Below are 25,636 nucleotides of genomic sequence, written 5' to 3'. Positions count from 1 at the left end.
CGGAGCCGCCGCCAGATTGCGCACAGCCGCCGAGATTTCCGTCGCGATCTGCTGCACCGCGCGCCGATGCCCTTCGGCGAGGGCGTCGTAGCCGCCCGAAACCGGCACGACCACTGCGCTGCGGCAGGTCAGCACGGCCTGCGTGCGCACGGCGCGCACGCTCCACACGGCGTCGATCTGCGCGCGCGAGCCGGGCCACGACTCGAAACGCTGCACGTTGACGCTGACGCGATAGACGGGCACGCGGTCCGGATACGGCGAGCCGTATACATCGATCGTACCCAGTTGCTGTGTCAACGAACTGGACAGCGCGCGGCGGATTTCATCGCCCGGCAGCGATGCCCAGCGTTCCTGCTCGAGCACCTGCACCTGGGTCGGCCCGGTCTGCACGACGAACTGGTTCTTCGCCACTTGCGGCGGCACGTCGACGGGCGGCACTTCGATCAGAAACGCGGGATTGCTTGCGGTGCGCACGGCATCGGGCGCCTGCTCGCCGGCGGACAGCGTGTAGAAGTGGCTCGGCGGCGACGCGCACGCGGCGAGCGCGGCCAGCAGCGCTGCCGACAGCGCCAGCCGGGCGGCGCGCATCGTGTTGGGGACGCGTGCAAACGTCATGGCTTGTCTCCAGATTTACCGCGCAACAGCGATTCAGGATGGCGTTCGAGATAGTCCGACAGCGCATTCAGCGATTGCAGCGTGCGCGTCAGTTCCTGCAGCGCCTGATGGACATCGGATTGCAGCGGTGAATCCTGCTGCAGCGTCGCTTCCGCCGAGCTGAACGTCTGCTTCGCTGCCGTGAGCGTGTCGCGCGTCTGCGGCAACACTTCCTTGTCGAGCTGCGAGAACAGATGGTCGGCGTTCTTCAGCGCGGCGTTCAGGTTGTTGCCGATCTGGTCGAACGGCACCTGATCCAGCTTCTTCGCGATATCGGCGATCTGCAGCTGCAGTTCGTCGAGCGAGTTCGGGATAGTGGGCAGTTCGATCGGATCGCGCGTGATGTCGACGTTCGCCTTCGGCGCCTTCGGGAACAGGTCGATCGCGACATAGAGCTGACCCGTCAGCAGGTTGCCCGTGCGCAGCTGGCCGCGCAGCCCGTGATTGACGAGCGCGAGCAGCATTTTCTGGCTGGCTTCCGTGCCTGTCTCCGGCACCGGCTGGCCCTGCGAGCGGCGGCGCAGGCGGTCGGGATAGAGATCCATCGTGACGGGCATGTTGAAGTTCTTCGTCTGCGGATCGAATTCGACGCCGATGTTCGTCACCTGGCCGAGCACGATGCCGCGGAAATCCACGGGCGCGCCAACCGAAAGCCCACGCAGCGACTGGTTGAAGTTCATCACGACGCGCACCGGTTCGCCGTCGGGCTCGCGCATCGCGTCGGCTTCGTCCGAGCCGAGGTGGAACGTCATGTTGTTCGGCGCCTGCACGCCGACAGCCTGGCCGGGCGGCGACTGGAACGCCAGCCCGCCGACGATCACCGTCGCGAGCGATTGCGTGTTCAGCTTGAAGCCGCTCGAATCGAGCCGCACGTCGACGCCGCTCGCATGCCACCATCGCGAGTTCGTGCCGACGTATTGATCGAACGGCGCGCTGACGAACACCTGCACCGTGACGCCCGTGCCGTCCTTATCGAGCGAGAAACCCGTCACCTGGCCGACCTGCACGCGGCGGTAGAACACCGGCGAGCCGATATCGATCGAACCCAGCGAATCGCCGCGCAAGGTGAACTGGCGGCCCTTCTGGTCGACGGTGACGGCGGGCGGCGATTCGAGGCCGACGAACTGCGTCTGCGTTTCCGTCGAACGTCCGCCGTCCACGCCGATATACGCGCCCGAGAGCAGCGTGCCCAGCCCCGATACGCCGCTCGCGCCGATGCGCGGACGCACGACCCAGAAACGGCTGTCCTTCACCGCGAAGTCTTCGGCTTCCTTGGTCAACTGCACTTCGACGTTCACGCGCGAGTGGTTCTTCGCGAGCTTGATCGTCTTCACGAAGCCGATGTCGACGTCCTTGTACTTGACCTTCGTCTTGCCGGGCTCGAGCCCTTCGGCGCTGATGAAGCTGATGTTGATGGTCGGCCCTTTCTCGAGCACCGACTTCACCACGAGGCCGACGCCGATCAGCGCCGCGATCAGCGGAATCACCCAGACGAGCGACGGCAGCCAGCCCCGTTTCGTGACGATCTCGGGCTCGGGCGGCTCGATGTTCGGCGGGCCGGAAGGTGGCGTCGGCGCTTGAGGGCTATTCATGTTTCAGGTCCTGAGGTTTTTCGGCTTGCGGCTTCTGCGGGGCGGCGTCGCCATGGTCGTGGTCCACGTCGTCCCAGATCAGGCGTGGATCGAACTGCATCGAGGCGATCATCGTGAGAATGACGACCGAGCCGAACGCGAGCGCGCCCGGTCCCGCCGTGATGACGGCCAGAGATTTAAAGCGCACCAGCGCGACGGTCAGCGTGATGACAAAGATGTCGAGCATCGACCAGCGTCCGATGCGCTCGACGATCCGGAATAGCCTGGTGCGCTCTTGCGGCCGCCATGTCGAGTGGCGTTGCGCCGTGATGGTCAACAGCGCAAGCACCGAGAGCTTGAGCATCGGCACGAGAATACTGGCGACGAACACGATAATCGCGAGCGGCCAGTCACCCGACGTCCAGAAGTAGACGACGCCGCTCATGATCGTGTCGTCCTCGGCGCCGAGCAGCGACGACGTGTGCATCACGGGCAGCAGGTTCGCGGGAATGTAGAGCACGGCGGCTGCGATCAGCAGCGCCCAGGTGCGCATCAGGCTGTCGGGATTGCGCCGGTGCAGCACCGCGCCGCAACGCGTGCAGCGTTGTTCGTTGTTGCCGCGTACGCGCACGCGCGGTTGCACGCGCGAACACGCGTGACAGGCGATCAGACCGGCGCGCGAGGCCGTGAGGTATTTCATCGGCTGGTCATCCCCGGTGCGGCGCGGCGGGACCATCGACGTCCGGCGAGCCTGCCGCACGTTCGCCCGAATGGTCGCTGTTCATCTCACTGCGCGCTTCGTCTTCGCGTGCATGACGCTCGCGGCGCGCCTGCAGCACGCCGAGGCTTTCGGCGACATCCCACAGCGTGCGCGGATCGAACGTGACGACCACGACGAACATCAGCGTGAGCGCGCCGAACGCGAACATCGCGGCTTCGGGGATCACGCGCGCGAGGCTCACCATCTTCACCATCGTCACGAGCACGCCGAGCATGAAGACTTCAATCATGCCCCACGGGCGCACGAATTGAATGGCGCGCAGCACCTGGTTGAAGAACGGCGGCACGATGCCCGTGCGGATCGGCACGAGCAGATAGAGCAGGGCAAGCAGTTCGGTGAGCGGAAAGAGCGTGGTCGAGCAGAACACCATGACCGCGACAATCTGCATGTCTTCGTCCCACAGCGCGACAATGGCGCCGAGCAGGCTCGTCTGCGACGTGATGCCGTTGGTTTCCAGTTCGACGATGGGGAAGCCCTGCGCGATCAGAAAGGTGATCAGCGCGGCGAAGGTCATCGCCGTGATACCGTCCAGTCGACCTGACGCGCTCGCGTACAGCGTCGCACCGCATCGCAGGCAGCGGGCCGTGCGACGGCGGCCGAGGCGAGGCTTCTGATGCAACGCGTCGCATTCGTGGCAGGCAATCAGCTGGTCATGTTCCATGCAGGCAATCGGAGAGCGGGTAGCGGTGTCGTTGTCGTGGCTGTGGTCGATGTCTTACAGATGCTTGCCGCGCAAGCGCTTCGTGCGCATTGCGGCCAGGGGGCAATAGTATCAAAGCTCGCTATGGTCACGTCGTACAGGTCGGCACTGCGCGCGGCGCTATTCTGAAGGCTTTGTCCGACAGAAGTCATGCACATCGGTTCAACTTGCAATAGCAAGTTTCGCGCCGCGCAAGAAAGCCGCCAGCCAGTTGCGGCAGCTTGCGGTACGATTAGCGCCGCGCAAGCCGTTCGCGCCGATGCTGGGTGTGAGCGGAATAATGGCATCGCCCGGGTCGTTTAACTTTCATGTTGGCGTCGGTTCTGTCATGGCACATACCTCTTCGTTTCAATCGTTGTCCTCGCGCGGCGCGTCGTATACATCGACGGCCATTGCGCTTCACTGGCTGATCGCGCTGCTGATCGTCTGCGGATTCGCGCTCGGCTGGGTGATGACGGACATCCCCGGCTTCACGCCGACCAAGCTCAAATACTTCTCGTGGCATAAATGGATCGGCGTGACCGTGTTCGCATTGGTCATCATTCGGATTCTGTGGCGCGCCACGCACGCCGCGCCGCCGATGCCCGCGCATATGCCGACCTGGCAGCGCGGCGTCGCGCATCTCACGCACTTCCTGCTCTATGTGCTGATGGTGGCGATTCCGATCTCGGGTTATCTGTACAGTTCGGCGGCGAACGTGCCTGTCGTCTATCTCGGTCTCGTGCCGTTGCCGCGCCTGATCGCGCCCGACACGCACCTGAAGGAAGTCCTGAAGGCCGTTCACATCACGCTGAACTACACGCTGCTCGTGCTGGTCGTGTTGCATGTGCTGGCGGCGCTCAAGCATCAGATTCTCGATCGCGACGGGCTGCTGTCGCGCATGATCCCTTTCCTCAAATAAGGACAAACATGAAGGTATCGTTCTACCGCTACATGCTCGCTGCGTTTGCGGCGGCATCGCTGGCTGCGTCGGGTGCCGCGTTCGCGCAGGTCGACATGGGCAAGAGCACCGTCACGGCGATTTCGAAGCAGATGAACGTGCCTGTCGAAGGCAAGTTCAACAAGTTCACCGCACAGATTTCATTCGATCCCGCCAAGCCGACGGGCGGCAGCGCGCAGGTGACGGTCGATACATCGACCTACGATCTCGGCGATGAAAGCTACAACGAGCAGGTGCGCGGCAAGGAGTGGTTCGATTCGAAGGGCTTCCCGACGGCCACTTTCGTTTCGAGCGCCATTGCGCCGGCGGGCAATAACCAGTTCAAGGTAACCGGCAAGCTGACGATGAAGGGCAAGTCGCAGACGGTGGTCGTGCCGGTTACTGTGACGAAGCAGGGTGCATCACAGGTTTATGACGGGGCGGTGACCGTCAAGCGTTCGCAGTTCGATATCGGCACGGGCGAATGGAAGGACACGTCGGTGGTCGCGGATGACGTGACGATCAAGTTTCATATCGTCGCGGCAGGCAAGTAACTCTCGCAAGCAGACAGAAAGGAGAATGAATTGAAACCGATGCTTTTGATTGTGGCTGGCGCGCTGGCGTCGTCGATGGCGGTGAGCGCGTTTGCTGCTGATACTTATCAGCTTGATCCGACGCATACTTACCCGAGCTTCGAGTCAGATCATATGGGTGGTGTGTCCACCTGGCGTGGCAAGTTCACGAAGAGTTCAGGGACGGTGACGCTGGATCGTGCTGCGAAGACGGGTACCGTGGATGTCACGGTTGATACGTCTTCTATCCAGACCGGGAATACCAAGCTCGACGAGCATTTGCACTCGGCTGATTTCTTCGATGTCGCGAAGTATCCGACTGCTGTTTATAAGGGTACGTCGATCAAGTTCGATGGCGATACGCCGGTGGCTGTTGATGGTCAGTTGACGCTGAAGGGCGTGACCAAGCCGCTTGCTCTCAAGATCGAATCGTTTAAATGCATTCAGCATCCCGTGCTGAAGCGTGAAGTTTGTGGTGTCGAGGCGACTGGCGAGTTTAGTCGCGCTGACTATGGGATGGATTTTGGGACCAAGTATGGGTTTAGCATGAAGACGGTGCTGCATATTCAGGCTGAAGGGATCAAGCAGTAAGGGTTTTTTGCCGGGCGGCGCCTTGGTTTGGATTTGGTTTTGGTTTTGGTTTCCGCTTTCGCTTTCGCTGGCATCCGCGATTTGTTATTGGTTCTTCACGCGTCGCCCCTGTGCGGGGCGGCACCTACTTTTCTTTGCCGCGGCAAAGAAAAGTAGGCAAAAGAAAGCCGCTGAACACCGCCAGCACTTGTTCCCGCCTGAGGGCCCCCAACGGTTCCTCCGCTTCACACGGCAACCTGCCTCTCACTGCCCGTTACCAACGCTCTTATTGAGCGCCTCACCCGCTTCACACTCCCGCGTCACCACACGCGCGACCAAATCTCCCACGTTCTATAGCGGCAAACTGTGTGTCGGCTGTCGCGCCGTATGCGCTTCACTCCGGACTGAAAAACACGATCGGTGTCGTAAGAGCGCCGACGCGTGAAGCACTACGACCTACACACAGTTTGCCACCTGGGCGGCTGTAATCATTCGCTGCTGCTGGCTGCGCTACGGGTGATTGAAGTGGGTGAGGCGCCTGTTCAAGGCGCTGGCAACGGGCAACGATTGGCAGATTGCCGTGTGAAGCGGAGGAACTGTTGGGGGCCCTCAGGCGGTGGTCAAGCACGGGCGGTGTTAGCCCGCTTTCTTTGCTTACTTTCTTTGCGGCGGCAAAGAAAGTAAGTGCCGCCCCGCACAGGGGCAACGCCTGAAGTACCGATAACAAAACGCGGATGCCAGCGAAAAGCCCAGACAAACCAAACCAGCGTCACAAGACAGGCAAACGCAGATTCCGCCCCGCACAGGGGCAATGCCAGCGCCGCGCAGGCGCCAACGCGGATGCCAGCGAAAAGCCCAGACAAACCAAACCAGCGTCGCAGACAAAACAGACCCTAAGCACTTCCACCTCTCGTACAGACTTATTTTTTCCGGTAAACATTAACCCCGAACCCCGGATCGATTGTTGTGCGCGCATCGAATCCGGCGGAATCGACAAAAATCGACGAAAAAACAAGGACCTGCGCGCACGTGGAGATCTGCAATGAGTTCAACAATAGCTAGCAGCACGGCGCGTAGCCGTTCAGACACCTGGCGCACGGTGGTCGCCGCATCGATCGGCAATGCGCTGGAATGGTTCGACCTCGTCGTCTACGGCTTCTTCGCGGTCGTCATCTCGAAGCTGTTCTTCCCGGCCGGCAACGACACGGTGTCGTTGTTACTGACGCTCGGCACGTTCGGCGTGTCGTTCTTCATGCGGCCGCTCGGCGCAATCGTGCTCGGCGCATACGCCGACCGGGCAGGGCGCAAAGCTGCTCTCACGCTGTCCATCCTGCTGATGATGATGGGCACACTGATCATCGCCGTGCTGCCCACGTATCAGTCGATCGGCCTGGCCGCGCCGCTAATCCTCGTCCTCGCGCGCCTGATGCAAGGCTTCTCGGCGGGCGGTGAATTCGGCAGCGCCACAGCCTTTCTCGCCGAACATGTACCAGGACGGCGCGGCTATTTCGCCAGCTGGCAGATCGCGAGCCAGGGTCTGACGACGCTGCTCGCCGCACTTTTCGGCATGGTGCTGACGGGCAAGCTGTCGCCCGAACAGATGGCATCGTGGGGCTGGCGCGTGCCGTTCTTCTTCGGCCTGCTGATCGGACCGGTGGCGTGGTACATCCGCACGAAGCTCGATGAAACGCCCGAGTTCCTTGCCGCCGAAACCACGCAGACGCCGATCCGCGATACCTTCGCGACCCAGAAGCTGCGCCTGTTCGTCGGGATGGGCATCGTCGTGCTCGGTACGGTGTCGACGTATCTCGTGCTGTTCATGCCGACCTTCGCAATCAAGCAACTCGGTCTCGCGCCTTCGGTGGCGTTCGCGGCGATTGCGCTGATCGGCGTGATCCAGATGGTGTTCTCGCCCGTCGTCGGGCATCTGTCGGATCGTCACGGGCGCGTGCGCATCATGCTCGTGCCCGCCGTGCTGCTGTTCCTGCTGATCTGTCCGGCCTTCAGCTATCTCGTCGCGCATCCGAACTTCGGCGCGCTGATCGCGATGCAGATCGTGCTCGGCTTTCTGATGACGGCTTACTTCGGCTCCTTGCCGGGACTGCTGTCGGAAATCTTCCCGGTGCAAACGCGCACGACGGGCATGTCGCTCGCCTATAACATCGCCGTGACGATCTTCGGCGGCTTCGGGCCGTTCATCATCGCGTGGCTGATCCAGGCGACAGGCATGAAGATCGCGCCGAGCTTCTATCTGATGTTCGCCGCCGTGCTGAGCGTCATCGCATTGCTCGCGGCGCGGCGCAAGCTCGGATTCCGCTAATCGCCGATCCGCGACAGCCGTAAACGACAAAGGCCGGTTCGCGTTGAACCGGCCTTTTGCTTTGCTGCCTGAAAGTATCAGGCGCTTTGCCCGATCAAACCTGAGCGCCCGCGTTCGGATCGTTCGGATCGTGGCGTTCCTTCTTGTCCTTCACGAGGTCCTCACGCTTCACGCCGAACCACATCGCCAGCGCCGCCGCGACGAACACCGACGAGTAGATACCGAACAGAATACCGACGGTGAGTGCGAGCGCGAAGTAGTGCAGCGTCGGGCCGCCGAACAGGAACATCGACAGCACCATCATCTGCGTACAGCCGTGCGTGATGATCGTACGCGACATCGTGCTCGTGATCGCGTGGTTGATGACTTCGATCACGCTCATCTTGCGTTCGCGGCGGAAGGTTTCGCGAATCCGGTCGAAGATAACCACGGATTCGTTCACCGAGTAGCCCAGCACCGCGAGCACAGCAGCCAGCACCGACAGTGAAAACTCCCACTGGAAGAACGCGAAGAAGCCAAGAATGATGATGACGTCGTGCAAGTTCGCGATCACGCCCGCCACCGCGTACTTCCATTCGAAGCGGAACGACAGATAGATCACGATGCCCGCGACCACGCACGCTAGCGCGAGCAGGCCGTCGGTAGCGAGTTCCTTGCCGACCTGCGGACCGACGAACTCGACGCGCTGCAACTGTGCGTTCGAATCCTGCGCCTTGAGCGAAGCCATCACCTGATCGCTCTGTTGCGCGGACGTCAGACCTTGCTTGAGCGGCAGACGGATCAGCACGTCGCGCGACGTGCCGAAGTTCTGCACCTGCGCGTCGCCATAACCGATCTTCGACAGCGTGTCGCGCACAGGTTCGAGCGGTACGGCATTCGGATACTGCACTTCGATCACGGTACCGCCCGTGAACTCGACGGACAGATGCAGCCCGCGATGCAGCAGGAAAAACACCGCGGCGATGAACGTCAGCAGCGAGATCGCGTTGAAAATCAACGCGCGCTGCATGAACGGAATGTCTTTACGGATGCGGAAAAATTCCATGTTCTCTTTCTCCGGGACTCAACGGGATGAACCCGGTTTATTCGTGCCACCCGGCGCGTTGCGGTTGCGCAGCGTCGGCTTGGCAGTCTGGGCTTGCGCGCCGCCAGCCGGCACCTTGGCCTTCGGCTTGGCTTTCGGCGCCTTCGTGGCGGCGATCGCGCGAGCCGTATCGGATTCCGTGTCCGCGTTGTCCAGATAAGCCGTTGCGCCTTCGGCTGCAGCGGGCTTCCACACCTGACCGATCGCGAGCGACTGCAGCTTCTTCTTGCCGCCGTACCACAGGTTCACGAGACCACGCGAGAAGAACACGGCCGAGAACATCGACGTCATGATGCCGATACAGTGCACGACGGCGAAGCCGCGAACCGGGCCCGAACCGAACGCGAGCAGCGCGAGACCTGCAATCAGCGTGGTCACGTTCGAGTCGAGAATCGTCGCCCATGCATGCGCGTAGCCGTTCTGGATCGCCAGTTGCGGCGGCGCGCCGTTGCGCAGTTCTTCACGCACGCGCTCGTTGATCAGCACGTTCGCGTCGATTGCCATACCGAGCGCAAGCGCGATAGCGGCAATACCCGGCAAGGTCAGCGTCGCCTGCAACATCGACAGCACGGCGATCAGCAGCAGCAGGTTCACCGACAGCGCGATCATCGAGATCAGGCCGAACAGCATGTAGTACGCGATCATGAAGACCGCGATTGCGGCAAAGCCCCACACCACCGAGTGGAAGCCCTTCTTGATGTTGTCCGCGCCGAGGCTCGGGCCGATCGTGCGTTCTTCGATGATGTCCATCGGAGCCGCGAGCGAACCGGCGCGCAGCAGTAGCGCGAGATCGGTTGCGGCTTGCGGCGTCGGCTGGCCGGTGATCTGGAAGCGGTCGCCCAGTTCCGACTGGATCGTTGCAACCGTCAGCACTTCGCCTTTGCCCTTTTCGAACAGCACCATCGCCATCGGCTTGCCGATGTTGTCGCGCGATACGCTGCGCACCGCGCGGCCGCCGGCGGAATCGAGACGGATGTTGACGGACGGACGCTGATGTTCGTCGAAGCCCGCCGATGCGTCGATGATGCGGTCGCCCGTGAAGATCACGGCCTTGCGCAGCAGCACGGGCACGGCGTTGCCTTGCGTGAAGAGTTCGTCGCCGGCAGGGACGGGGTCGTTCGGATTCGGATGCAGGCCGTTCGGATCGGCGAGGCGCGCTTCGAGCGTCGCCGTGCGGCCGATGATGTCCTTCGCCTTCGCCGTGTCCTGCACGCCCGGCAGTTCGACCACGATGCGGTCGGAGCCTTGCTGCTGGATCACCGGCTCGGCCACGCCGAGTTCGTTGACGCGGTTGTGCAGTGTCGTGATGTTCTGCTTGAGCGCTGCATCCTCGACCGCCTTCTGCACGGCCGGCGTGAACGTGCCCACCAGCTGGAAGCCGCCCGCCGGGTTAGGCTGCGTGGCCCACTGGAGTTCGGAGACGCCCGTTGCCAGTTGCTTGCGCGCGTTGTCGGCGACGTCCTGGTCCGCGAAGTTGACCACCACCGACTGCCCGACGCGGTTCACGCCGCCGTCGCGGATGCCCTTGTCACGCAGCAGCGTGCGCGCATCCGATGCGTCCGAATCGAGCTTCTTGTTCAGTGCGCCTGCCATGTCGACCTGCAGCAGGAAGTGCACGCCGCCGCGCAGATCCAGACCGAGGTACATGGGCAGCGCGTGCAGGGCCGTCAGCCAGCGCGGCGACGCACTCTGCAGGTTCAGCGCGACGATGTACTGCGGATCGCTCGGGTCGCTGTTGAGCGACTTTTGCAGCAGATCCTTGACGCGCAGCTGCGTGTCGGTGTCCTTCAGACGCACGCGGATGTTCGCGTTGGTCGCGGAATTGTCGAACGTGACGTCGTCCGGCTTGATCTGGCTGGAGGCGAGCGCGCCTTCGACCTGCGACAGCGTGGTCGAATCGAGCTTCACCGTTGCCTTGCCGCTCGACACCTGCACCGCCGGCGCTTCGCCGAAGAAATTGGGCAGCGTGTAGACGAGGCCGATGACGAGCGCCACCAGCATCACGGCATACTTCCAGAGGGGGTAACGATTCATGGGGTGGTCCAACGGGAGGTTGGCTTGAAAGCGATGCGTCCGGCGATGAGCGCGAGGAGGCGAAGCATGCGGTGTGGGCTTCGATCGGCGCGAGGCCGCGCCGGACGCGAGAGAGCAGGCCTTACAGCGACTTCAGGGTGCCCTTCGGCAGAATGGTCGTCACCGACGCTTTCTGCACGGTGATTTCGGTGCCTTCTGCGATTTCGACGCCAACGTAGGCTTCGCCCACCTTGGTCACCTTGCCGACGATGCCGCCGTTCGTCACGACTTCATCGCCCTTGGCCATCGCGGAGAGCATATTGCGGTGCTCCTTCTGGCGCTTCATTTGCGGGCGAATCATGATGAAGTACAGCACCGCGAACATCAGAATCAGCGGCAGGAAGCTCATCAGGCTCGATTCGGCGCCACCTGCTGCACTGCCTTGCGCGAAGGCATCGGTAATGAACGACACGTTGGTCTCTCCGTTATAACAATCGAAAAAAATCAGCCGGTTATTCTACCACCGGCCATTTACGGGACGGCACCCGGAGCGGGTTTTCCTGACGGCGTGTCAAGGGGTTTTGCCGATAATCCGAAAGTTAATTGTAATGTCTGCTGCGCTATGTGGGAGAACGGTTTTTTGACCGCCTCCCGATGCTCCATTTACTTTAGTCCGTCCCGCGCGCCCGGTTTTCATGGAAGAGCTTGCGGAACGCGTCGAACATTTGAGCTTCGATGGCGTCGCGCATCTCCTGCATCAGTTCCAGGTAGTAGTGCAGGTTGTGGATCGTGTTCAGCTGCGCGCCGAGAATTTCGCCGACGCGATGCAGATGGTGCAGATAGCCGCGCGTGAAGTTGCGGCACGTGTAGCAGCCGCACTGTTCGTCGAGCGGGCGCAGCGAGTTCTTGTGGGTCGCGTTGCGGATCTTGATGTCGCCGAAACGCGTGAACAGCCAGCCGTTGCGCGCGTTGCGGGTCGGCATCACGCAGTCGAACATGTCGACGCCTGCCGAGACGCCCGCCACGAGGTCTTCCGGCGTGCCGACGCCCATCAGGTAGTGCGGCTTGTCGGCGGGCAGCTTGGGGCCGATGTGGTTGAGCACGCGCATCATGTCTTCCTTCGGCTCGCCGACCGACAGCCCGCCGATCGCGAGACCATGGAAGCCGATCTCCGACAGACCCGCCAGCGATTCGTCGCGCAGGTCTTCGAACATGCCGCCCTGAACGATCCCGAACAGCGCATTCGGATTACCGAGCCGGTTGAATTCATCGATCGAACGTTTTGCCCAGCGCATCGACATGCGCATCGAATCGGCGGCGTCCTTGTGCGAGGTCGCCACGCCGTTGGTCGCATAGGGCGTGCATTCGTCGAACTGCATGACGATGTCCGAGTTCAGCACCTTCTGGATCTGCATCGACACTTCGGGCGACAGGAACAGCTTGTCGCCGTTGATCGGCGACGCGAAGGTCACGCCGTCTTCGGTGATCTTGCGCAGATCGCCGAGCGAGAAGACCTGGAAACCGCCCGAATCCGTGAGAATCGGCCGCTTCCAGCCCATGAAATTGTGCAGGCCGCCGTGCGCGCCGATCGTTTCGAGGCCGGGACGCAGCCACAGGTGAAACGTGTTGCCGAGAATGATCTGCGCGTGGATTTCTTCGAGTTCGCGCGGCTGGATCGCCTTGACCGTGCCGTACGTGCCGACGGGCATGAAGATCGGCGTTTCGATCACGCCGTGATTGAGCGTCAGACGCCCGCGTCGCGCCTGGCCGTCGGTCTTCAGCAGCTCGAATTTCAGGCCGTTGTCGGGGCGAACGTGGTCGCCGAGATAGGCGCCGTGGTCGGCGCGTGCAGCGTGGTTATGACCGTCGGTCATTTTTTGACTCCGTATGCAACCGGAGAACAGTCCGGCGCATTGTGATGTGCGTCGCCGGAAGCTTCCAGCGGCGGGTGAGGGATTATGCGTTAAGCGCGTCTTCGCTGCGCGTGAGCAGCATCGCGTCGCCGTAGCTGAAAAAGCGGTAGCGCTCGTCGATTGCATGCCGGTATGCGGCGCGGATCGTTTCGATGCCCGCGAATGCCGACACCAGCATCAGCAGCGTCGACTTCGGCAGGTGGAAGTTCGTTACCAGCCGGTCGACCACGCGGAACTGATAGCCCGGCGTGATGAAGATGTCCGTTTCGGCGCTGGTCGCGGCGAGCGGTTTGCCCGCAGCGTCGGCGTCGCGCGCGGCGGCTTCGAGCGCGCGCATCGACGTCGTACCGACCGCAATCACGCGATTGCCGCGCGCTTTGGTCGCAGCGATCTTGTCGACGAGCGATTGCGGCAGCTGATACCACTCGCTATGCATCTTGTGCTCGGCGATATTCTCGACGCGCACCGGCTGGAACGTGCCCGCGCCGACGTGCAGCGTGAGCGTCGCGCGCTCGACGCCTTTTTCGTCCAGGCGCGCGAAGATCGAATCGTCGAAATGCAGGCCGGCCGTGGGCGCGGCGACGGCGCCTGGATTCTGCGCGTAGACCGTCTGATAGCGCGTTTCGTCGAATGCGTCGGGATCGTGCTCGATATACGGCGGCAGCGGCAGGCGGCCGAACTGCTCGATCAGCGTCAGGCAGTCGTCGGGGAAATGCAGCGTGTAGAACGGCTCGACGCGCTCGCCGACGGTGACATCGAACGCGTCGGCCAGACGCAGCACGGTGCCTTCGCCGGGACTCTTGCTCGCGCGAATCTGCGCAAGCGCGGTGCGTTCGCCCGTCAGACGCTCGATCAACACCTCGATCTTGCCGCCGCTAGCCTTCTGGCCGAGGAAGCGCGCCTTCAGAACCTTGGTATCGTTGAAGACGAGCAGATCGCCGGACTCGATGCAGTCGGGCAGCTCGGCAAAACGCCGGTCGACGAGCGTCGCGGGCGTGCTCTGCCCGTTCACTTCGAGCAGGCGGCTCGCGCTGCGCTCGGGCAGGGCGACCTGCGCGATCAGTTCGGGCGGCAGGTCGAAATCGAAATCGGAAAGCGTGAACATGCGGGCTGGCTTGAAGCGGTATTTGATGCGGTACTAAAAGGGATTGCCTCCCGGACGAACGCGGTGCGCGAGCATCAGCGTCTACGACAGCGCCCGTCGAGCGGCTATGATTGCGGGACATTGCCGCAGCGGCCCTGCGTGCGCGTGACTCACATGCGCACTGGCCGCGAAACTTCTGAAGCCGATATTGTACTTGCGAAGCGACTCATGCCTTTGTCCGATACCCGTTCACCTCTCGATACCGACGACGATAGCGCCCCGAAGAAGCGCCGCGCCGCGCGGAGCAAGGCGGATGCGGACACGGCTCAGGCGCCCGACGCGCCTGCTGCTGAAGCCGCGAAAAAGCCCGTAGCCGCAAAGAAAACCACGCTCGCCAAAACCGCCGACAAGCTGGCCAAGCTCGGTCTCACGCGCGATATCGACCTCGTGCTGCATCTGCCGATGCGCTACGAGGACGAAACTTCGCTGACGCCGATCGGCGAACTGCTGCCGGGCGGCATCTCGCAGACGGAAGGCGTGGTCTACGACAACGAGATCGCCTACCGGCCGCGTCGCCAGTTGCTCGTGAAAATGCGCGACGACGCGGGCGACGAGCTGATCCTGCGCTTCCTCAACTTCTACGGCTCGCAGGTCAAGCAGATGGCGATCGGCGTGCGGCTGCGCGTGCGCGGCGACGTGCGTGGCGGTTTCTTCGGGATGGAGATGGTGCATCCAGCCGTGCGCGTCGTCGATGAAGACACGCCGCTGCCACAGGCACTCACGCCCGTTTATCCGAGCACGGCGGGCGTGTCGCAGGCGTATCTGCGCAAGGCGATCGACAACGCGCTGGCGCGTACGTCGCTGCCGGAGTTGTTGCCGGAACCCGTCGAGCGGCAATATCTGCAGCCATTGGAAGTCCCGCAACTCATGGACGCCGTGCGCACGCTGCATCATCCGAATTCGCATTCGGACGAGACGGCGTTGATCGACGGCACGCATCCGGCGTGGACGCGCATCAAGTTCGAGGAACTGCTCGCGCAGCAACTGTCGCTCAAGCGCGCACACGAAGAACGCCGCACGCGCGCCGCGCCCGCGATGCAGCGCAGCCAGCCCGGCGACGAAGCCTCGCTGGTGGCTCGTTTGTTGAAAGCCTTGCCGTTCGGGCTGACCAACGCGCAGCAGCGCGTGTGCGCGGAAATCTCGCAGGATCTGACGCAGCCACATCCGATGCAGCGCCTGTTGCAGGGCGACGTCGGCAGCGGCAAGACGGTGGTCGCCGCGCTCGCTGCCGCGCAGGCCATCGACGCCGGTTATCAGGCCGCGATGATGGCGCCGACCGAAATCCTCGCCGAGCAGCACGCGCGCAAGCTGCGCGGCTGGCTGGAGCCGCTCGGCGTGTCGGTCGCGTGGCTCGCGGGCAGTCTGAAGACGAAGGAAAAACGCAGCGCGATCGAAGCGGCCGCGCTCGGCACCGCGCAACTCGTGATCGGCACGCACGCGATCATTCAGGACGCGGTCGAATTCGCCCGGCTTGGCCTCGTAATCGTCGATGAACAGCATCGCTTCGGTGTTGCTCAACGGCTTGCGCTGCGCGCCAAAGCGCAAAACGCCGCCGACGGCGCGCGCGACTTCCAGCCGCATCAGTTGATGATGTCCGCGACGCCGATTCCGCGCACGCTGGCCATGACGTACTACGCCGACCTCGAAGTCTCGACCATCGACGAATTGCCGCCCGGCCGCACGCCGATCCTGACAAAACTCGTCTCTGACGGACGCCGCGACGAAGTGATCGGCCGTGTGCGCGAGGCTGCGCTGACGGGAAGGCAGGTGTACTGGGTGTGTCCGCTGATCGAGGAAAGCGAGACGCTTCAGCTGCAAACAGCTGTGGAGACGTACGAAACGCTTGTCGCTGCGCTGCCGGAACTGAAGGTCGGACTCGTGCACGGACGCCTCACGCCCGTCGAAAAGGCCACGGTGATGGACGCGTTCAGCCGCAACGAAGTGCAACTGCTGGTCGCAACGACGGTCATCGAAGTGGGCGTCGACGTGCCGAATGCGTCGTTGATGGTGATCGAGCACGCGGAGCGCTTTGGGCTTGCGCAGCTACACCAGTTGCGCGGACGGGTGGGGCGCGGCAGCGCGGCATCGGTGTGCGTGCTGCTCTACACCGGCCCGCTGTCGATGACGGCCCGCGCGCGCCTGCAAACCATGCGCGAAACCACCGACGGCTTCGAAATCGCCCGCCGCGATCTCGAAATTCGTGGCCCCGGCGAGTTTCTGGGCGCGCGGCAATCGGGCGCCGCGATGCTGCGTTTCGCCGATCTCGAAAACGACGGCTGGCTGATCGAACCGGCACGCGAAGCGGCCACGACGCTGCTCGCGCATTATCCGAATGTCGTTACGCAGCATCTTTTGCGCTGGTTGAACACCCGTGAGCAGTATTTGAAGGCGTAGTGAAAGACAGGCGTGGAAGCGTTTCCGCGCTGCATCATGCCTGATTCCGGCTTGAAGGTTGGCGAATTGGCCCCATAGGTGTATAACAGAAACCTATCGAATCTATTGCCCTGATTGGTCCCCAATGACCCTCACAGAACTGAAGTACATCGTCGCGGTGGCACGCGAGCGCCACTTTGGCCGCGCGGCCGAAGCGTGTTTCGTGAGCCAGCCGACGTTGTCCGTCGCAATCAAGAAGCTCGAAGACGAGCTGAACGTGCAGATTTTCGAGCGCGGCACGAGCGAAGTCAGCGTCACGCCGATTGGCGAGCAGATCGTTACGCAGGCGCAACGCGTGCTCGAACAGACGCTCGCCATCAAGGAAATTGCGAAGCAGGGCAAGGACCCGCTCGTGGGGCCGCTGCGGCTTGGCGTGATCTACACGATCGGGCCGTACCTGTTGCCCACGCTCGTCAAGCAGATGATCAAGCGCGTCCCGCAGATGCCGCTGATGCTGCAGGAAAACTACACGCTCAAGCTGATCGAACTGCTCAAGCAGGGCGAGATTGACGTCGCGATCATGGCGCTGCCGTTTCCGGAAACGGGTTTGATGCTGCGTCCGCTCTACGACGAGCCGTTTGTTGTCGCGCTGCCGTCGGGGCACGCGTGGGAGTCGCGCAACAAGATCGATCCGGGCGATCTCAAGCAGGAAACCATGCTGCTGCTGGGCAGCGGACATTGCTTCCGCGATCACGTGCTCGGCGTGTGTCCGGAGCTGATGCGTTTCTCGCAGAATGCGGACGGCATCCAGAAGACGTTCGAAGGTTCGTCGCTGGAAACGATCCGGCATATGGTCGCGAGCGGCGTCGGTATTACGGTGCTGCCGCGTATGTCGGTGCATGAAGTGAAGCCGCACGCGGGCGGCGTCGATTCGGGATTGCTCAGCTACGTGCCGTTCGACGAGCCCGTGCCGGACCGCCGCGTCGTGCTGGCGTGGCGCAAGAGCTTTACGCGCATGCCCGCTATTGACGCGATTTGCGACGCGATCGCCGCGTGCGACCTGCCGGGCGTGAAGAAGCTCGATCTGCCCGCCGCCGTCGCTTAAGCGTTGTCTCTCGTGCGCATCGGCCGTTTCAACGCGCCGTTCTGAAGCCGATGCGCCGCTAGCCGCCTTCTGCATAAGGCGGTCCCTATCGAATATATAAAATTAATCAAATCGTATAAATCGATAGTTTTCTTTAAGATTTCCTCCATGGATCCCCGAGATCCACCACGACAAACCGGAGGAAATCATGCAGCCGTCCACGTCTTCGCTGTTCCCGTCAGTTTCCCCCTCGTCGCCGCAGGCAGCACCGGCCGCTAGCAGCGTGTCCAGTTTCCGCACGGTCGCGTTCGCGCTGCTCGTCGATCGCGCGCTGTCTGCCTGATACCGCGCTGCACATCTCCTCTTTCGAACAAGCCACACCGCACTTTTCAGAATCACCCGGAGAACAATATGTCTGAACGCAATCTCACCACCGCCTCGGGCGCACCCGTCGCCGACAACCAGAACTCGCTGACGGCCGGCCCGCGCGGCCCCGTCGCGCTGCAGGACGTGTGGCTGATCGAAAAGCTCGCGCACTTCGACCGTGAAGTGATTCCCGAGCGTCGCGTTCACGCAAAAGGCTCCGGCGCGTTTGGCACGTTGAAGGTGACGCACGACATCTCGCGCTACACGAAGGCGAAAGTATTCGCGCAAGTCGGCAAGGAAACGCCGCTGTTCATGCGCTTTTCGACGGTGGCGGGCGAGCGCGGCGCGGCCGATGCCGAGCGCGACGTGCGCGGTTTCTCGATCAAGTTCTATACGGAAGAGGGCAACTGGGATGTCGTCGGCAACAACACGCCGGTGTTCTTCATCCGTGATCCGTTGAAGTTTCCGGACTTCATCCACACGCAAAAGCGCGATCCGTACACGAACATGCGCAGCGCGACGAACGCGTGGGACTTCTTCGCGTATCACCCCGAGTCGCTGCATCAGGTGACAATTTTGATGAGCGATCGCGGCATTCCGAAGAACTACCGGCAGATGCACGGCTTCGGTTCGCACACGTACTCGTTCATCAACGCGAACAACGAGCGTTTCTGGGTGAAGTTCCACTTCAAGTCGATGCAGGGCGTCGAGAACTACACCGATGAAGAAGCCGCGCAAGTCGTCGCACGCGATCGCGAAAGCGCGCAGCGCGATCTGGTTGGATCGATCGACAACGGTGACTTTCCGAAGTGGCGCTTCCAGATTCAGGTGATGCCTGAAGCGGATGCGGCGACGTATCGCTACAACCCGTTCGACGTCACGAAGGTGTGGCCGCACAAGGACTATCCGCTGATCGACGTCGGCGTGATCGAGTTGAACCGCAACGCGCAGAACTATTTCGCGGATGTCGAGCAGGCCGCGTTCACGCCGGCGAATGTGGTGCCGGGTATCAGTTACTCGCCGGACCGTCTGTTGCAAGGGCGTCTGTTCTCGTACGGCGACACGCAGCGTTATCGACTCGGCGTGAATCACCATCTGATTCCCGTGAACGCGTCGCGCGCGCCGAACGTGCGCTCGTTCCATCGCGACGGCGGCATGCGGGTGGATGGCAACCTCGGTGGCAACGTGAACTACGAGCCGAACCGTTTCGGCGACTTCGCGCAGGACCGTAACGCGATGGAACCGCCGCTCGCGGCAGGCAACGTCGATCACTACAACCATCGCGAGGACGACGATTACTACAGCCAGCCGGCCGCGTTGTTCCAGCTCTTCGACGACGCGCAGCGCGAGCGTCTGTTCGCCAACATCGCGCGTTCGATCGACGGTGTGCCGGCCGATATCGTCGCGCGTCAGGTCGAGCATTTCCGCAAGATCGATCCGGCCTATGCCGAAGGCGTGATTGCAGCAATCGAGGCGCTCGCGAAAGCGGACGCGAAGTAACGTTTCAGTAGCGAAGGGCGGCAGCAAGGCGCTGTCGCCCGTGAAGGAGAAAGATCATGGTTCAGATGGTGATGAGCGCAGTCGGTTTTCAGGCAAGTGGCGTAACTAGCGCTGGCAGCACGCGCAGCATCGCGCAACAGGTACGCGCGCCGATGCTTTTCCAGAAGCTCGTAGGCTTTGCTGTTGTCAGCAGTGGCTATGTGGCGATCGTCGCGAGTCTGGTGCGCGCCATCCACGGATGACGTATCGCGCGGATGGCCATGCGAGGTCTGAAACGCACGCGCAGCGCGGCGATGGGTCTCGCGAACGCTTATCGGTTCTACGCTAAACTGGCGGGCGTTCGAGCGTTGAACGATTGCACACGCGCAGTTCCGGGCATGCAGACCGGTTCAAATCACTCTTAAAACAGGAGTTATCATGGCCAAGAAAGAAGCCGTACCGCACGTCAATATTGGTATCAGCGACAAGGACCGCAAGAAGATCGCAGAAGGTCTCTCGCGCCTGCTCGCCGACACCTACACGCTTTATCTGAAGACCCACAATTTCCACTGGAACGTGACGGGTCCGATGTTCAACACGCTGCATCTGATGTTCGAAACGCAGTACACCGAACTCGCGACGGCTGTTGATCTGATCGCCGAGCGTATCCGCGCGCTGGGCGTCGCCGCGCCGGGCAGCTACAAGGAATTCGCAAAGCTGTCGTCGATCGCTGAAGCGGACGGCGTGCCCGCCGCTGAAGACATGATCCGCCAACTGGTGGAAGGCCAGGAATCCGTGGTGCGCACCGCACGCGCGATCTTCCCGGTGACGGACGCCGCGCACGACGAGCCGACGGCCGACCTGCTGACGCAACGCATGCAGACGCACGAAAAGAACGCGTGGATGCTGCGTTCGATGCTGGCTTAACGTCGATTGCGGCATAGTGCGGGCGCCTGTTCGAAGCGTCGCATGAGTCGCAATGAAAGCCCGGCGGGTGAAGACCCGCCGGGCTTTTTGTTTTTGCGCCTGCGCGCCCGAATAGGGCTGTCACGCGCGCTGCTCTAGAATACCGGGATCGAATCTCCGCGCACTGCCATGTTCGCCCGACTCCCGCTCTATTTGCGCCTTGTCCGCATGGACAAGCCGATCGGCAGCCTGCTGCTGCTGTGGCCGACCCTCAACGCGTTGTGGATTGCGTCGGACGGTCATCCGTCGCTGTCCTTGCTGGTGATTTTCACGATCGGCACGGTGCTGATGCGCTCGGCCGGCTGCGCAATCAACGACTACGCCGACCGTGATTTCGACCGCTTTGTGAAGCGCACCGAAAACCGGCCGATCACGTCGGGCAAGATCAAGGCGTGGGAAGCCGTGGCGCTGGCGGCAGGGCTGTCGCTGATCGCATTCCTGCTGATCCTGCCGCTTAACGCGCTGACGAAGGAGTTGTCGGTGGCCGCGCTGTTTGTCGCGGGCACGTATCCGTTCACGAAGCGCTTCTTCGCGATTCCACAGGCGTATCTGGGTATTGCGTTCGGCTTCGGCATTCCGATGGCGTTCGCTGCCATTCAGAACCAGGTGCCGATGCTCGCGTGGGTGATGTTGATTGCGAACGTGTTCTGGTCTGTCGCGTACGACACCGAATACGCGATGGTCGACCGCGACGACGATATCAAGATCGGCATCCGTACTTCAGCGTTGACGTTTGGCCGCTTCGACGTGCTGGCCATCATGCTCTGTTACGCGGTAACGCTGGGGATCTACGTGGGCATCGGCGTCTTGCTGGGCTTCGGCGCGTTTTACTGGATCGGGTTGGCTGCTGCTGCCGGCTGTGCGATCTATCACTACACCTTGATCAAGGATCGCGAACGCATGGCGTGTTTCGCGGCGTTCCGGCATAACAACTGGCTCGGCGGCGCGCTGTTCGCGGGTATTGCTGCGCACTACGCAGCGCAGGCTTTCTGAGCCTGTTTGTACGGCGAGACGAAGCGCGTCTGCCGCTTCGTCTGCCGATGTCACCCTGCAAGCGACATCACTGCTTGCCGAATTCCTCGCCCATTTCACGCGCACGCGCGTCCGCAGCCAGTGCGCCGCGCACGATGGCGTCCTTCACGCCTTGCGCGTCGAACGCGGCCAATGCAGCCGCTGTCGTGCCGCCCTTCGATGTCACGCGTTCACGCAGCACGCTGGCGGGTTCGCCGGATTGCGCGGCCAATTGCGCGGCACCCGTGAACGTTGCAACGGCCAGCGCGCGGCCTTGCTCTTCATCCATGCCAAGCTGGCGCGCGGCTTCCTGCATCGCCTCGATGAAATAGAACACGTATGCCGGGCCGCTGCCGGAAATGGCGGTGACGGCGTCGATCTTCGCTTCGTCGTCGAACCACACCGTCTGGCCGACCGCGCCGAGCACTTGCGAGGCCAGCTCGCGTCCCGCTGCATCGACGCTCTCCAGCGCGACCAGGCCCGTCACGCCCATGCCGATCAGCGCGGGCGTATTCGGCATTGTGCGCACGAGGCGTGCGTGGCCGCCGAGCCAGCGTGCGAGGTCCGCGCCGCGAATGCCCGCGACGATGCTGATCACGAGTTGCGATGCCGACAGATGCGGCGCAAGCGCTGCCGCGACGTCCTTGACGATCTGTGGCTTTACGGCGAGCACGACGGCGTCGAACGATTGCAGCGAGGCATCCGCAGCGGCGCTGGTGCCGATGCCGAATTGCTGCTCGCTGCGCTTGCGCGCGTCTTCGTTGGGATCGATTGCGAGGATGTCAGCGGGCGCAACGCCACGCTTGATCAGACCGCCGATGAGTGCAGCGGCCATATTGCCGCCGCCGATGAAGGCAATTTTCATGATGTTCGGGAGTTCAGTGTGAGTAGTCGCGGGCGCCGAAAATGGCGGTGCCGATGCGCACGATAGTCGCGCCTTCGAGCACGGCCGCTTCGAGATCGCCCGACATGCCCATCGACAGCGTGTCGAGTTCGAGACCTTCCGCGCGCAGCTTGTCGAACAGTTCGCGCAACGCGCGATGCGGCACGCGTTGCTGTTCGACGTTGCCCGCCGGTTCGGGAATCGCCATCAGGCCGCGCAGACGCAGCCTGGGCAGCGCGGCGATCTGGCGTGCAACGGCGAGCGCTTCATCCGCCGTCACGCCGCTTTTCGATTCCTCGCCGCTGATATTGACCTGCAGACAGACGTTGAGCGGAGGCAACCCATCCGGCCGCTGCTCGGACAAACGCTGCGCGATTTTCAGCCGGTCGACGGAATGCACCCAGTCGAAGTTCTCAGCGACGGGGCGCGTCTTGTTCGATTGCAGCGGCCCGATGAAATGCCATTCGAGCGACGCGCGCAGATCGGCCAGGGCTTCGATCTTCGTCAGGCTTTCCTGCACGTAGTTTTCGCCGAACGCGCGCTGGCCCGCGGCATGCGCGGCGCGGACGTCTTCGGCGGGAAACGTCTTGGAGACGGCGAGCAACGCAACGGAAGCGGGATCGCGGCCCGCGACCTGCGCGGCCAGGGCGATGCGCTGAAGCACTGCGTCGAGATGGTGAGCGAGATCGGGCATGAAACGTTGGGTACCGATGCGAGGGGCGACGAATCGAATTATACGGACGCCGCCCGTTCGCCACGACCTGGCCGTTCGGCCAGGTGGCGCGCAAAGTCCCCGCAAGCGATGCTGTCGATCAGGACGCGAGCATGTGCTCGACGAGTTCGATCCAATGCACGACAGGGGTGGAGGTGCCGCTTTGCAGATGCGCGATACAACCCACATTCGCAGACACGATGATCTGCGGTTCCTGCGCTTTCAGTTTTTCCAGCTTCTGCTTGCGCAACGCGTAGGAGAGCGCAGGCTGCGTGAGCGAATACGTGCCGGCCGAGCCGCAGCAAAGATGGCTGTCGGCGGGCAGACGGACCTCGATACCGAGCGCGCCGAGCAGATGCTCGACCTTGCCGCGAATCTGCTGGCCGTGTTGCAGCGTGCAGGGCGGGTGATAGGCCACGGTATGAATCGCGCGGCGGCGCGTGAGCGGCGTCAGCGCTTCTTCGAACTCAGGCAGGATTTCGCTGATATCGCGCGTCAGTTCAACAATCCGTTTCGCTTTTTCCGCGTAGGCGGGGTCGTTGCGCAACAGATGCGCGTATTCCTTGACCGTCGCGCCACAGCCCGACGCGTTCATCACGATCGCTTCGGCGCCTTGCTCCACATGCGGCCACCATGCGTCGATGTTCTGCCGTATGTCGTCGAGCGCCTCGTCGTTGTAGCCAAGGTGCAGACGGATCGCACCGCAACAGCCTGCTTCGGGCGCTATCACCGTCTGAATGCCGAGCGCGTCCAGCACGCGTGCCGTCGCGATGTTGACGTTCGGCATCATCGAAGGCTGCACGCAACCCGCGAGCATCAGCATCTTGCGCTCGTGCGTGGCCGTCGGCCATTCGAGCTGGCGCTGGCGTTGCGGCACCTTGTCGCGCAGCTTTTTCGGCAGCAGCGGGCGGAAGTGCTGGCCAAGGCGCATCGCGGGTGTGAACAGCGTGGCGTTCGGCACGAAGCTCGCGAGCATCCGGCGCATCACGCGCTGGCCGAACGGACGCGGCACTTTCTCTTCGGTCAGCTTGCGGCCTATTTCGACCAGCTTGCCGTACTGCACGCCAGAAGGGCAGGTCGATTCGCAGTTGCGGCAGGTCAGGCAACGGTCCAGATGCAGTTGCGTGCTGCGCGTAACGGGCGCGCCTTCCACCATCTGCTTGATCAGGTAGATGCGTCCGCGCGGCCCGTCCAGTTCGTCGCCGAGCAGTTGATAGGTCGGGCAGGTGGCCGTGCAAAAGCCGCAATGCACGCAGTTACGCAGGATGGCGTCGGCTTCTTCACCGTCCGGTGTGTTGCGCATGAAGTCGGCAAGATTGGTCTGCATCGTGCGCTCAGAAGTCGGGATACAGCCGGCCGCGATTGAAGATGCGGGCCGGGTCGAACGCAGCTTTCAGGCCGCGATGGATTTTCATCAGCGGCGCGGGCAATGGCGTGAACACGCCTGCGCCACGGTCGTAGCCAAGACCGGTGCGGAAGATGGTCGCGTGGCCGCCCGCCTGTTTCGCGCTGATGCGTACGGTCTGTGCGTCGGCGTCGGTGATCCACCAGCGTTGCGCGCCGCCCCATTCCATCAGTTGCGCACCAGGCAGTTGCAGCGGCTCGGTGATGGTCGGCAGTGCGAGGCGCCACAGCGCCGACTTCGGCCCGATGGCCGCGAAGAAAGGATCGGTTTGTTCGCGCAGGCCGGACCAGAAGCGTTCGGCTTCGACGGCATCGACCACTTCGCCACCCAGCCCCGTGCGCGCCGACTTGACGGCCGCCTCGGCGCCGCCCAGCCGCACCGCGAGCGTGCCATGGCGCCAGGCACTGCCAGTGATGGGCAACGGGCGGCCTCCCCATTCGTTCAGCTTGCGGACGGCGTCGGTGCCGTTCATGTCGAACTTGAGCGTCGCCTCGGCCTTCGGACGCGGCAGTACTTTTACTGACAGTTCGAGAATCAGCCCAAGCGTTCCGAGCGAGCCCGCCATCAAGCGAGACACGTCGTAACCGGCGACGTTCTTCACGACCTGGCCGCCGAAGCTCAGCACCTGGCCCTGGCCGTTCATGACGACGGCGCCGAGCACGAAGTCGCGCGCGGCGCCTGCCGAATGGCGGCGCGGACCGGCGATGCCGGCGGCAATGCAGCCGCCGAGCGTCGCTTGCGGGCCGAAGTGAGGCGGCTCGAAAGCCAGCATCTGGTCGTGCTCGGCGAGCGCCGCTTCGATTTCGAGGAGGGGCGTGCCGGCGCGTGCGGTGATGACCAGTTCGGCCGGATCGTACGCGATGATGCCGCGGTGCGCGCGCGTGTCGAGGATCTCACCCTGCAGTGACTGGCCGTACCAGTCCTTCGTCCCACCGCCACGGATGCGGATCGGCTGCTCCGCGGCCGTGGCCGCGCGAACCCGTTCCGACCACGCGGCGACGATGTCGTCCTCTTTCATGGTGCGTTGCTTCGTTGTAGTGCTTTCGATTGTACCGAGGCAAGCCGCGCTGGCAACCCGGTTCCGACCCGTATCGCAGGTACGGCTATTTTTATGCG

The 25,636-nt window shown here is 62.8% G+C and carries 24 protein-coding genes; 11 read left to right on the top strand and 13 right to left on the bottom strand.

Features of this window, described 5'->3' with window-relative positions; translation table 11 throughout:
* The 4 genes from G3O01_RS36830 to G3O01_RS36815 form a co-directional block, all read right to left on the bottom strand.
* On the bottom strand, positions 1-615 hold a 615-nt coding region (locus G3O01_RS36830), incomplete at its 3' end, for a PqiC family protein (protein WP_205811931.1).
* Positions 612-2,246 carry an MlaD family protein gene (locus tag G3O01_RS36825; protein ID WP_205811930.1) on the bottom strand — a complete coding sequence of 545 codons (1,635 nt, stop codon included), beginning with the start codon at positions 2,244-2,246 and terminating at the stop codon, positions 612-614. The genes G3O01_RS36825 and G3O01_RS36830, both read right to left, overlap by 4 nt.
* On the bottom strand, positions 2,239-2,925 hold the full coding sequence (locus G3O01_RS36820; protein WP_205811929.1) for a paraquat-inducible protein A: 687 nt from the start codon (positions 2,923-2,925) through the stop codon (positions 2,239-2,241). Before G3O01_RS36820 ends, G3O01_RS36825 begins: the two co-directional genes overlap by 8 nt.
* A gap of 7 nt (positions 2,926-2,932) precedes the next feature.
* Positions 2,933-3,667 carry a paraquat-inducible protein A gene (locus G3O01_RS36815; RefSeq protein ID WP_205811928.1) on the bottom strand — a complete coding sequence of 245 codons (735 nt, stop codon included), beginning with the start codon at positions 3,665-3,667 and terminating at the stop codon, positions 2,933-2,935.
* 367 nt (positions 3,668-4,034) lie between these two features.
* Between G3O01_RS36815 and G3O01_RS36810 the strand changes: the two genes are divergently transcribed.
* The 4 genes from G3O01_RS36810 (at position 4,035) to G3O01_RS36795 (ending at position 8,087) form a co-directional block, all read left to right on the top strand.
* Positions 4,035-4,607 carry a cytochrome b gene (locus tag G3O01_RS36810; RefSeq protein ID WP_205811927.1) on the top strand — a complete coding sequence of 191 codons (573 nt, stop codon included), beginning with the start codon at positions 4,035-4,037 and terminating at the stop codon, positions 4,605-4,607.
* A gap of 8 nt (positions 4,608-4,615) precedes the next feature.
* On the top strand, positions 4,616-5,179 hold the full coding sequence (locus G3O01_RS36805; protein ID WP_205811926.1) for a YceI family protein: 564 nt from the start codon (positions 4,616-4,618) through the stop codon (positions 5,177-5,179).
* Between the two features lie 39 nt (positions 5,180-5,218).
* On the top strand, positions 5,219-5,788 hold the full coding sequence (locus tag G3O01_RS36800; protein WP_205811936.1) for a YceI family protein: 570 nt from the start codon (positions 5,219-5,221) through the stop codon (positions 5,786-5,788).
* Between the two features lie 1,021 nt (positions 5,789-6,809).
* The gene (locus G3O01_RS36795) at positions 6,810-8,087 is read left to right on the top strand and encodes an MFS transporter (RefSeq protein WP_205811925.1); all 1,278 of its coding nucleotides are present in this window, start codon (positions 6,810-6,812) and stop codon (positions 8,085-8,087) included.
* 94 nt (positions 8,088-8,181) lie between these two features.
* Here the strand turns inward: G3O01_RS36795 and secF are convergent, their stop codons facing one another.
* The 5 genes from secF to queA form a co-directional block, all read right to left on the bottom strand.
* Complete coding sequence (gene secF, locus G3O01_RS36790; RefSeq protein WP_205811924.1) at positions 8,182-9,132, bottom strand: protein translocase subunit SecF; 951 nt, start codon at positions 9,130-9,132, stop codon at positions 8,182-8,184.
* Positions 9,133-9,150: 18 nt separating this feature from the next.
* Positions 9,151-11,205, bottom strand: a complete 2,055-nt coding sequence (secD, locus tag G3O01_RS36785; RefSeq protein ID WP_205811923.1) for a protein translocase subunit SecD — start codon at positions 11,203-11,205, stop codon at positions 9,151-9,153.
* Between the two features lie 121 nt (positions 11,206-11,326).
* Positions 11,327-11,656, bottom strand: coding sequence for a preprotein translocase subunit YajC (yajC, locus tag G3O01_RS36780; RefSeq protein WP_028371880.1), 330 nt, complete (start codon positions 11,654-11,656; stop codon positions 11,327-11,329).
* A gap of 196 nt (positions 11,657-11,852) precedes the next feature.
* Complete coding sequence (tgt, locus tag G3O01_RS36775; RefSeq protein WP_241024595.1) at positions 11,853-13,058, bottom strand: tRNA guanosine(34) transglycosylase Tgt; 1,206 nt, start codon at positions 13,056-13,058, stop codon at positions 11,853-11,855.
* A gap of 82 nt (positions 13,059-13,140) precedes the next feature.
* Positions 13,141-14,202 carry a tRNA preQ1(34) S-adenosylmethionine ribosyltransferase-isomerase QueA gene (queA, locus tag G3O01_RS36770; protein WP_205811922.1) on the bottom strand — a complete coding sequence of 354 codons (1,062 nt, stop codon included), beginning with the start codon at positions 14,200-14,202 and terminating at the stop codon, positions 13,141-13,143.
* Positions 14,203-14,409: 207 nt separating this feature from the next.
* On the opposite strand from queA, the gene recG reads away from it, so the two are divergent.
* The 7 genes from recG (at position 14,410) to ubiA (ending at position 21,502) form a co-directional block, all read left to right on the top strand.
* Complete coding sequence (recG, locus tag G3O01_RS36765) at positions 14,410-16,635, top strand: ATP-dependent DNA helicase RecG (protein WP_205811921.1); 2,226 nt, start codon at positions 14,410-14,412, stop codon at positions 16,633-16,635.
* 124 nt (positions 16,636-16,759) lie between these two features.
* Entirely contained in the window at positions 16,760-17,719 is a 960-nt protein-coding gene (locus G3O01_RS36760) for a LysR substrate-binding domain-containing protein (RefSeq protein ID WP_205811920.1), read from the top strand.
* Between the two features lie 187 nt (positions 17,720-17,906).
* Positions 17,907-18,041: a hypothetical protein gene (locus tag G3O01_RS45645; RefSeq protein WP_277403080.1), complete on the top strand. Its 135-nt coding sequence runs from the start codon at positions 17,907-17,909 to the stop codon at positions 18,039-18,041.
* Positions 18,042-18,109: 68 nt separating this feature from the next.
* The gene (locus G3O01_RS36755; RefSeq protein WP_205811919.1) at positions 18,110-19,564 is read left to right on the top strand and encodes a catalase; all 1,455 of its coding nucleotides are present in this window, start codon (positions 18,110-18,112) and stop codon (positions 19,562-19,564) included.
* Between the two features lie 56 nt (positions 19,565-19,620).
* A complete protein-coding gene (locus G3O01_RS36750) occupies positions 19,621-19,806 on the top strand; it encodes a hypothetical protein (protein ID WP_205811918.1) in 186 nt (61 codons plus the stop codon).
* A 175-nt stretch (positions 19,807-19,981) separates the two neighbouring features.
* On the top strand, positions 19,982-20,470 hold the full coding sequence (locus G3O01_RS36745; protein WP_205811917.1) for a Dps family protein: 489 nt from the start codon (positions 19,982-19,984) through the stop codon (positions 20,468-20,470).
* A gap of 168 nt (positions 20,471-20,638) precedes the next feature.
* Positions 20,639-21,502, top strand: a complete 864-nt coding sequence (ubiA, locus tag G3O01_RS36740; protein ID WP_205811916.1) for a 4-hydroxybenzoate octaprenyltransferase — start codon at positions 20,639-20,641, stop codon at positions 21,500-21,502.
* A 67-nt stretch (positions 21,503-21,569) separates the two neighbouring features.
* Here the strand turns inward: ubiA and proC are convergent, their stop codons facing one another.
* The 4 genes from proC to glcE all read right to left on the bottom strand — a co-directional run bounded on the left by proC (position 21,570) and on the right by glcE (position 25,538).
* Positions 21,570-22,385, bottom strand: a complete 816-nt coding sequence (gene proC, locus G3O01_RS36735) for a pyrroline-5-carboxylate reductase (RefSeq protein WP_205811915.1) — start codon at positions 22,383-22,385, stop codon at positions 21,570-21,572.
* 13 nt (positions 22,386-22,398) lie between these two features.
* Positions 22,399-23,097: a YggS family pyridoxal phosphate-dependent enzyme gene (locus G3O01_RS36730; RefSeq protein WP_205811914.1), complete on the bottom strand. Its 699-nt coding sequence runs from the start codon at positions 23,095-23,097 to the stop codon at positions 22,399-22,401.
* A 118-nt stretch (positions 23,098-23,215) separates the two neighbouring features.
* Positions 23,216-24,442 (bottom strand): glycolate oxidase subunit GlcF, encoded by a 1,227-nt coding sequence (gene glcF / locus G3O01_RS36725; protein ID WP_205811913.1) that lies wholly within the window; start codon positions 24,440-24,442, stop codon positions 23,216-23,218.
* Between the two features lie 7 nt (positions 24,443-24,449).
* Positions 24,450-25,538, bottom strand: coding sequence for a glycolate oxidase subunit GlcE (glcE, locus tag G3O01_RS36720; RefSeq protein ID WP_205811912.1), 1,089 nt, complete (start codon positions 25,536-25,538; stop codon positions 24,450-24,452).
* Between the last annotated feature and the right edge of the window lie 98 nt (positions 25,539-25,636).

This window comes from Burkholderia sp. Ac-20365 (genome assembly GCF_017104715.1).
GTDB lineage: Bacteria > Pseudomonadota > Gammaproteobacteria > Burkholderiales > Burkholderiaceae > Paraburkholderia.
This window is presented reverse-complemented; position numbering and strand designations above follow the sequence as displayed.

What these genes read in the sequence shown, in the direction of transcription:
- G3O01_RS36750 (WP_205811918.1), top strand. Translation starts at nt 19,621, where the DNA reads ATGGTTCAGATGGTGATGAGCGCAGTCGGTTTTCAGGCAAGTGGCGTA.
- G3O01_RS36805 (WP_205811926.1), top strand. Translation starts at nt 4,616, where the DNA reads ATGAAGGTATCGTTCTACCGCTACATGCTCGCTGCGTTTGCGGCGGCA.
- glcE (WP_205811912.1), bottom strand. Translation starts at nt 25,538, where the DNA reads ATGAAAGAGGACGACATCGTCGCCGCGTGGTCGGAACGGGTTCGCGCG.
- G3O01_RS36760 (WP_205811920.1), top strand. Translation starts at nt 16,760, where the DNA reads ATGACCCTCACAGAACTGAAGTACATCGTCGCGGTGGCACGCGAGCGC.
- queA (WP_205811922.1), bottom strand. Translation starts at nt 14,202, where the DNA reads ATGTTCACGCTTTCCGATTTCGATTTCGACCTGCCGCCCGAACTGATC.
- G3O01_RS36730 (WP_205811914.1), bottom strand. Translation starts at nt 23,097, where the DNA reads ATGCCCGATCTCGCTCACCATCTCGACGCAGTGCTTCAGCGCATCGCC.
- secD (WP_205811923.1), bottom strand. Translation starts at nt 11,205, where the DNA reads ATGAATCGTTACCCCCTCTGGAAGTATGCCGTGATGCTGGTGGCGCTC.
- proC (WP_205811915.1), bottom strand. Translation starts at nt 22,385, where the DNA reads ATGAAAATTGCCTTCATCGGCGGCGGCAATATGGCCGCTGCACTCATC.
- G3O01_RS36815 (WP_205811928.1), bottom strand. Translation starts at nt 3,667, where the DNA reads ATGGAACATGACCAGCTGATTGCCTGCCACGAATGCGACGCGTTGCAT.
- secF (WP_205811924.1), bottom strand. Translation starts at nt 9,132, where the DNA reads ATGGAATTTTTCCGCATCCGTAAAGACATTCCGTTCATGCAGCGCGCG.
- ubiA (WP_205811916.1), top strand. Translation starts at nt 20,639, where the DNA reads ATGTTCGCCCGACTCCCGCTCTATTTGCGCCTTGTCCGCATGGACAAG.
- G3O01_RS36745 (WP_205811917.1), top strand. Translation starts at nt 19,982, where the DNA reads ATGGCCAAGAAAGAAGCCGTACCGCACGTCAATATTGGTATCAGCGAC.
- G3O01_RS36825 (WP_205811930.1), bottom strand. Translation starts at nt 2,246, where the DNA reads ATGAATAGCCCTCAAGCGCCGACGCCACCTTCCGGCCCGCCGAACATC.
- G3O01_RS36755 (WP_205811919.1), top strand. Translation starts at nt 18,110, where the DNA reads ATGTCTGAACGCAATCTCACCACCGCCTCGGGCGCACCCGTCGCCGAC.
- G3O01_RS45645 (WP_277403080.1), top strand. Translation starts at nt 17,907, where the DNA reads ATGCAGCCGTCCACGTCTTCGCTGTTCCCGTCAGTTTCCCCCTCGTCG.
- G3O01_RS36795 (WP_205811925.1), top strand. Translation starts at nt 6,810, where the DNA reads ATGAGTTCAACAATAGCTAGCAGCACGGCGCGTAGCCGTTCAGACACC.
- G3O01_RS36800 (WP_205811936.1), top strand. Translation starts at nt 5,219, where the DNA reads ATGCTTTTGATTGTGGCTGGCGCGCTGGCGTCGTCGATGGCGGTGAGC.
- recG (WP_205811921.1), top strand. Translation starts at nt 14,410, where the DNA reads ATGCCTTTGTCCGATACCCGTTCACCTCTCGATACCGACGACGATAGC.
- G3O01_RS36820 (WP_205811929.1), bottom strand. Translation starts at nt 2,925, where the DNA reads ATGAAATACCTCACGGCCTCGCGCGCCGGTCTGATCGCCTGTCACGCG.
- G3O01_RS36810 (WP_205811927.1), top strand. Translation starts at nt 4,035, where the DNA reads ATGGCACATACCTCTTCGTTTCAATCGTTGTCCTCGCGCGGCGCGTCG.
- tgt (WP_241024595.1), bottom strand. Translation starts at nt 13,058, where the DNA reads ATGACCGACGGTCATAACCACGCTGCACGCGCCGACCACGGCGCCTAT.
- glcF (WP_205811913.1), bottom strand. Translation starts at nt 24,442, where the DNA reads ATGCAGACCAATCTTGCCGACTTCATGCGCAACACACCGGACGGTGAA.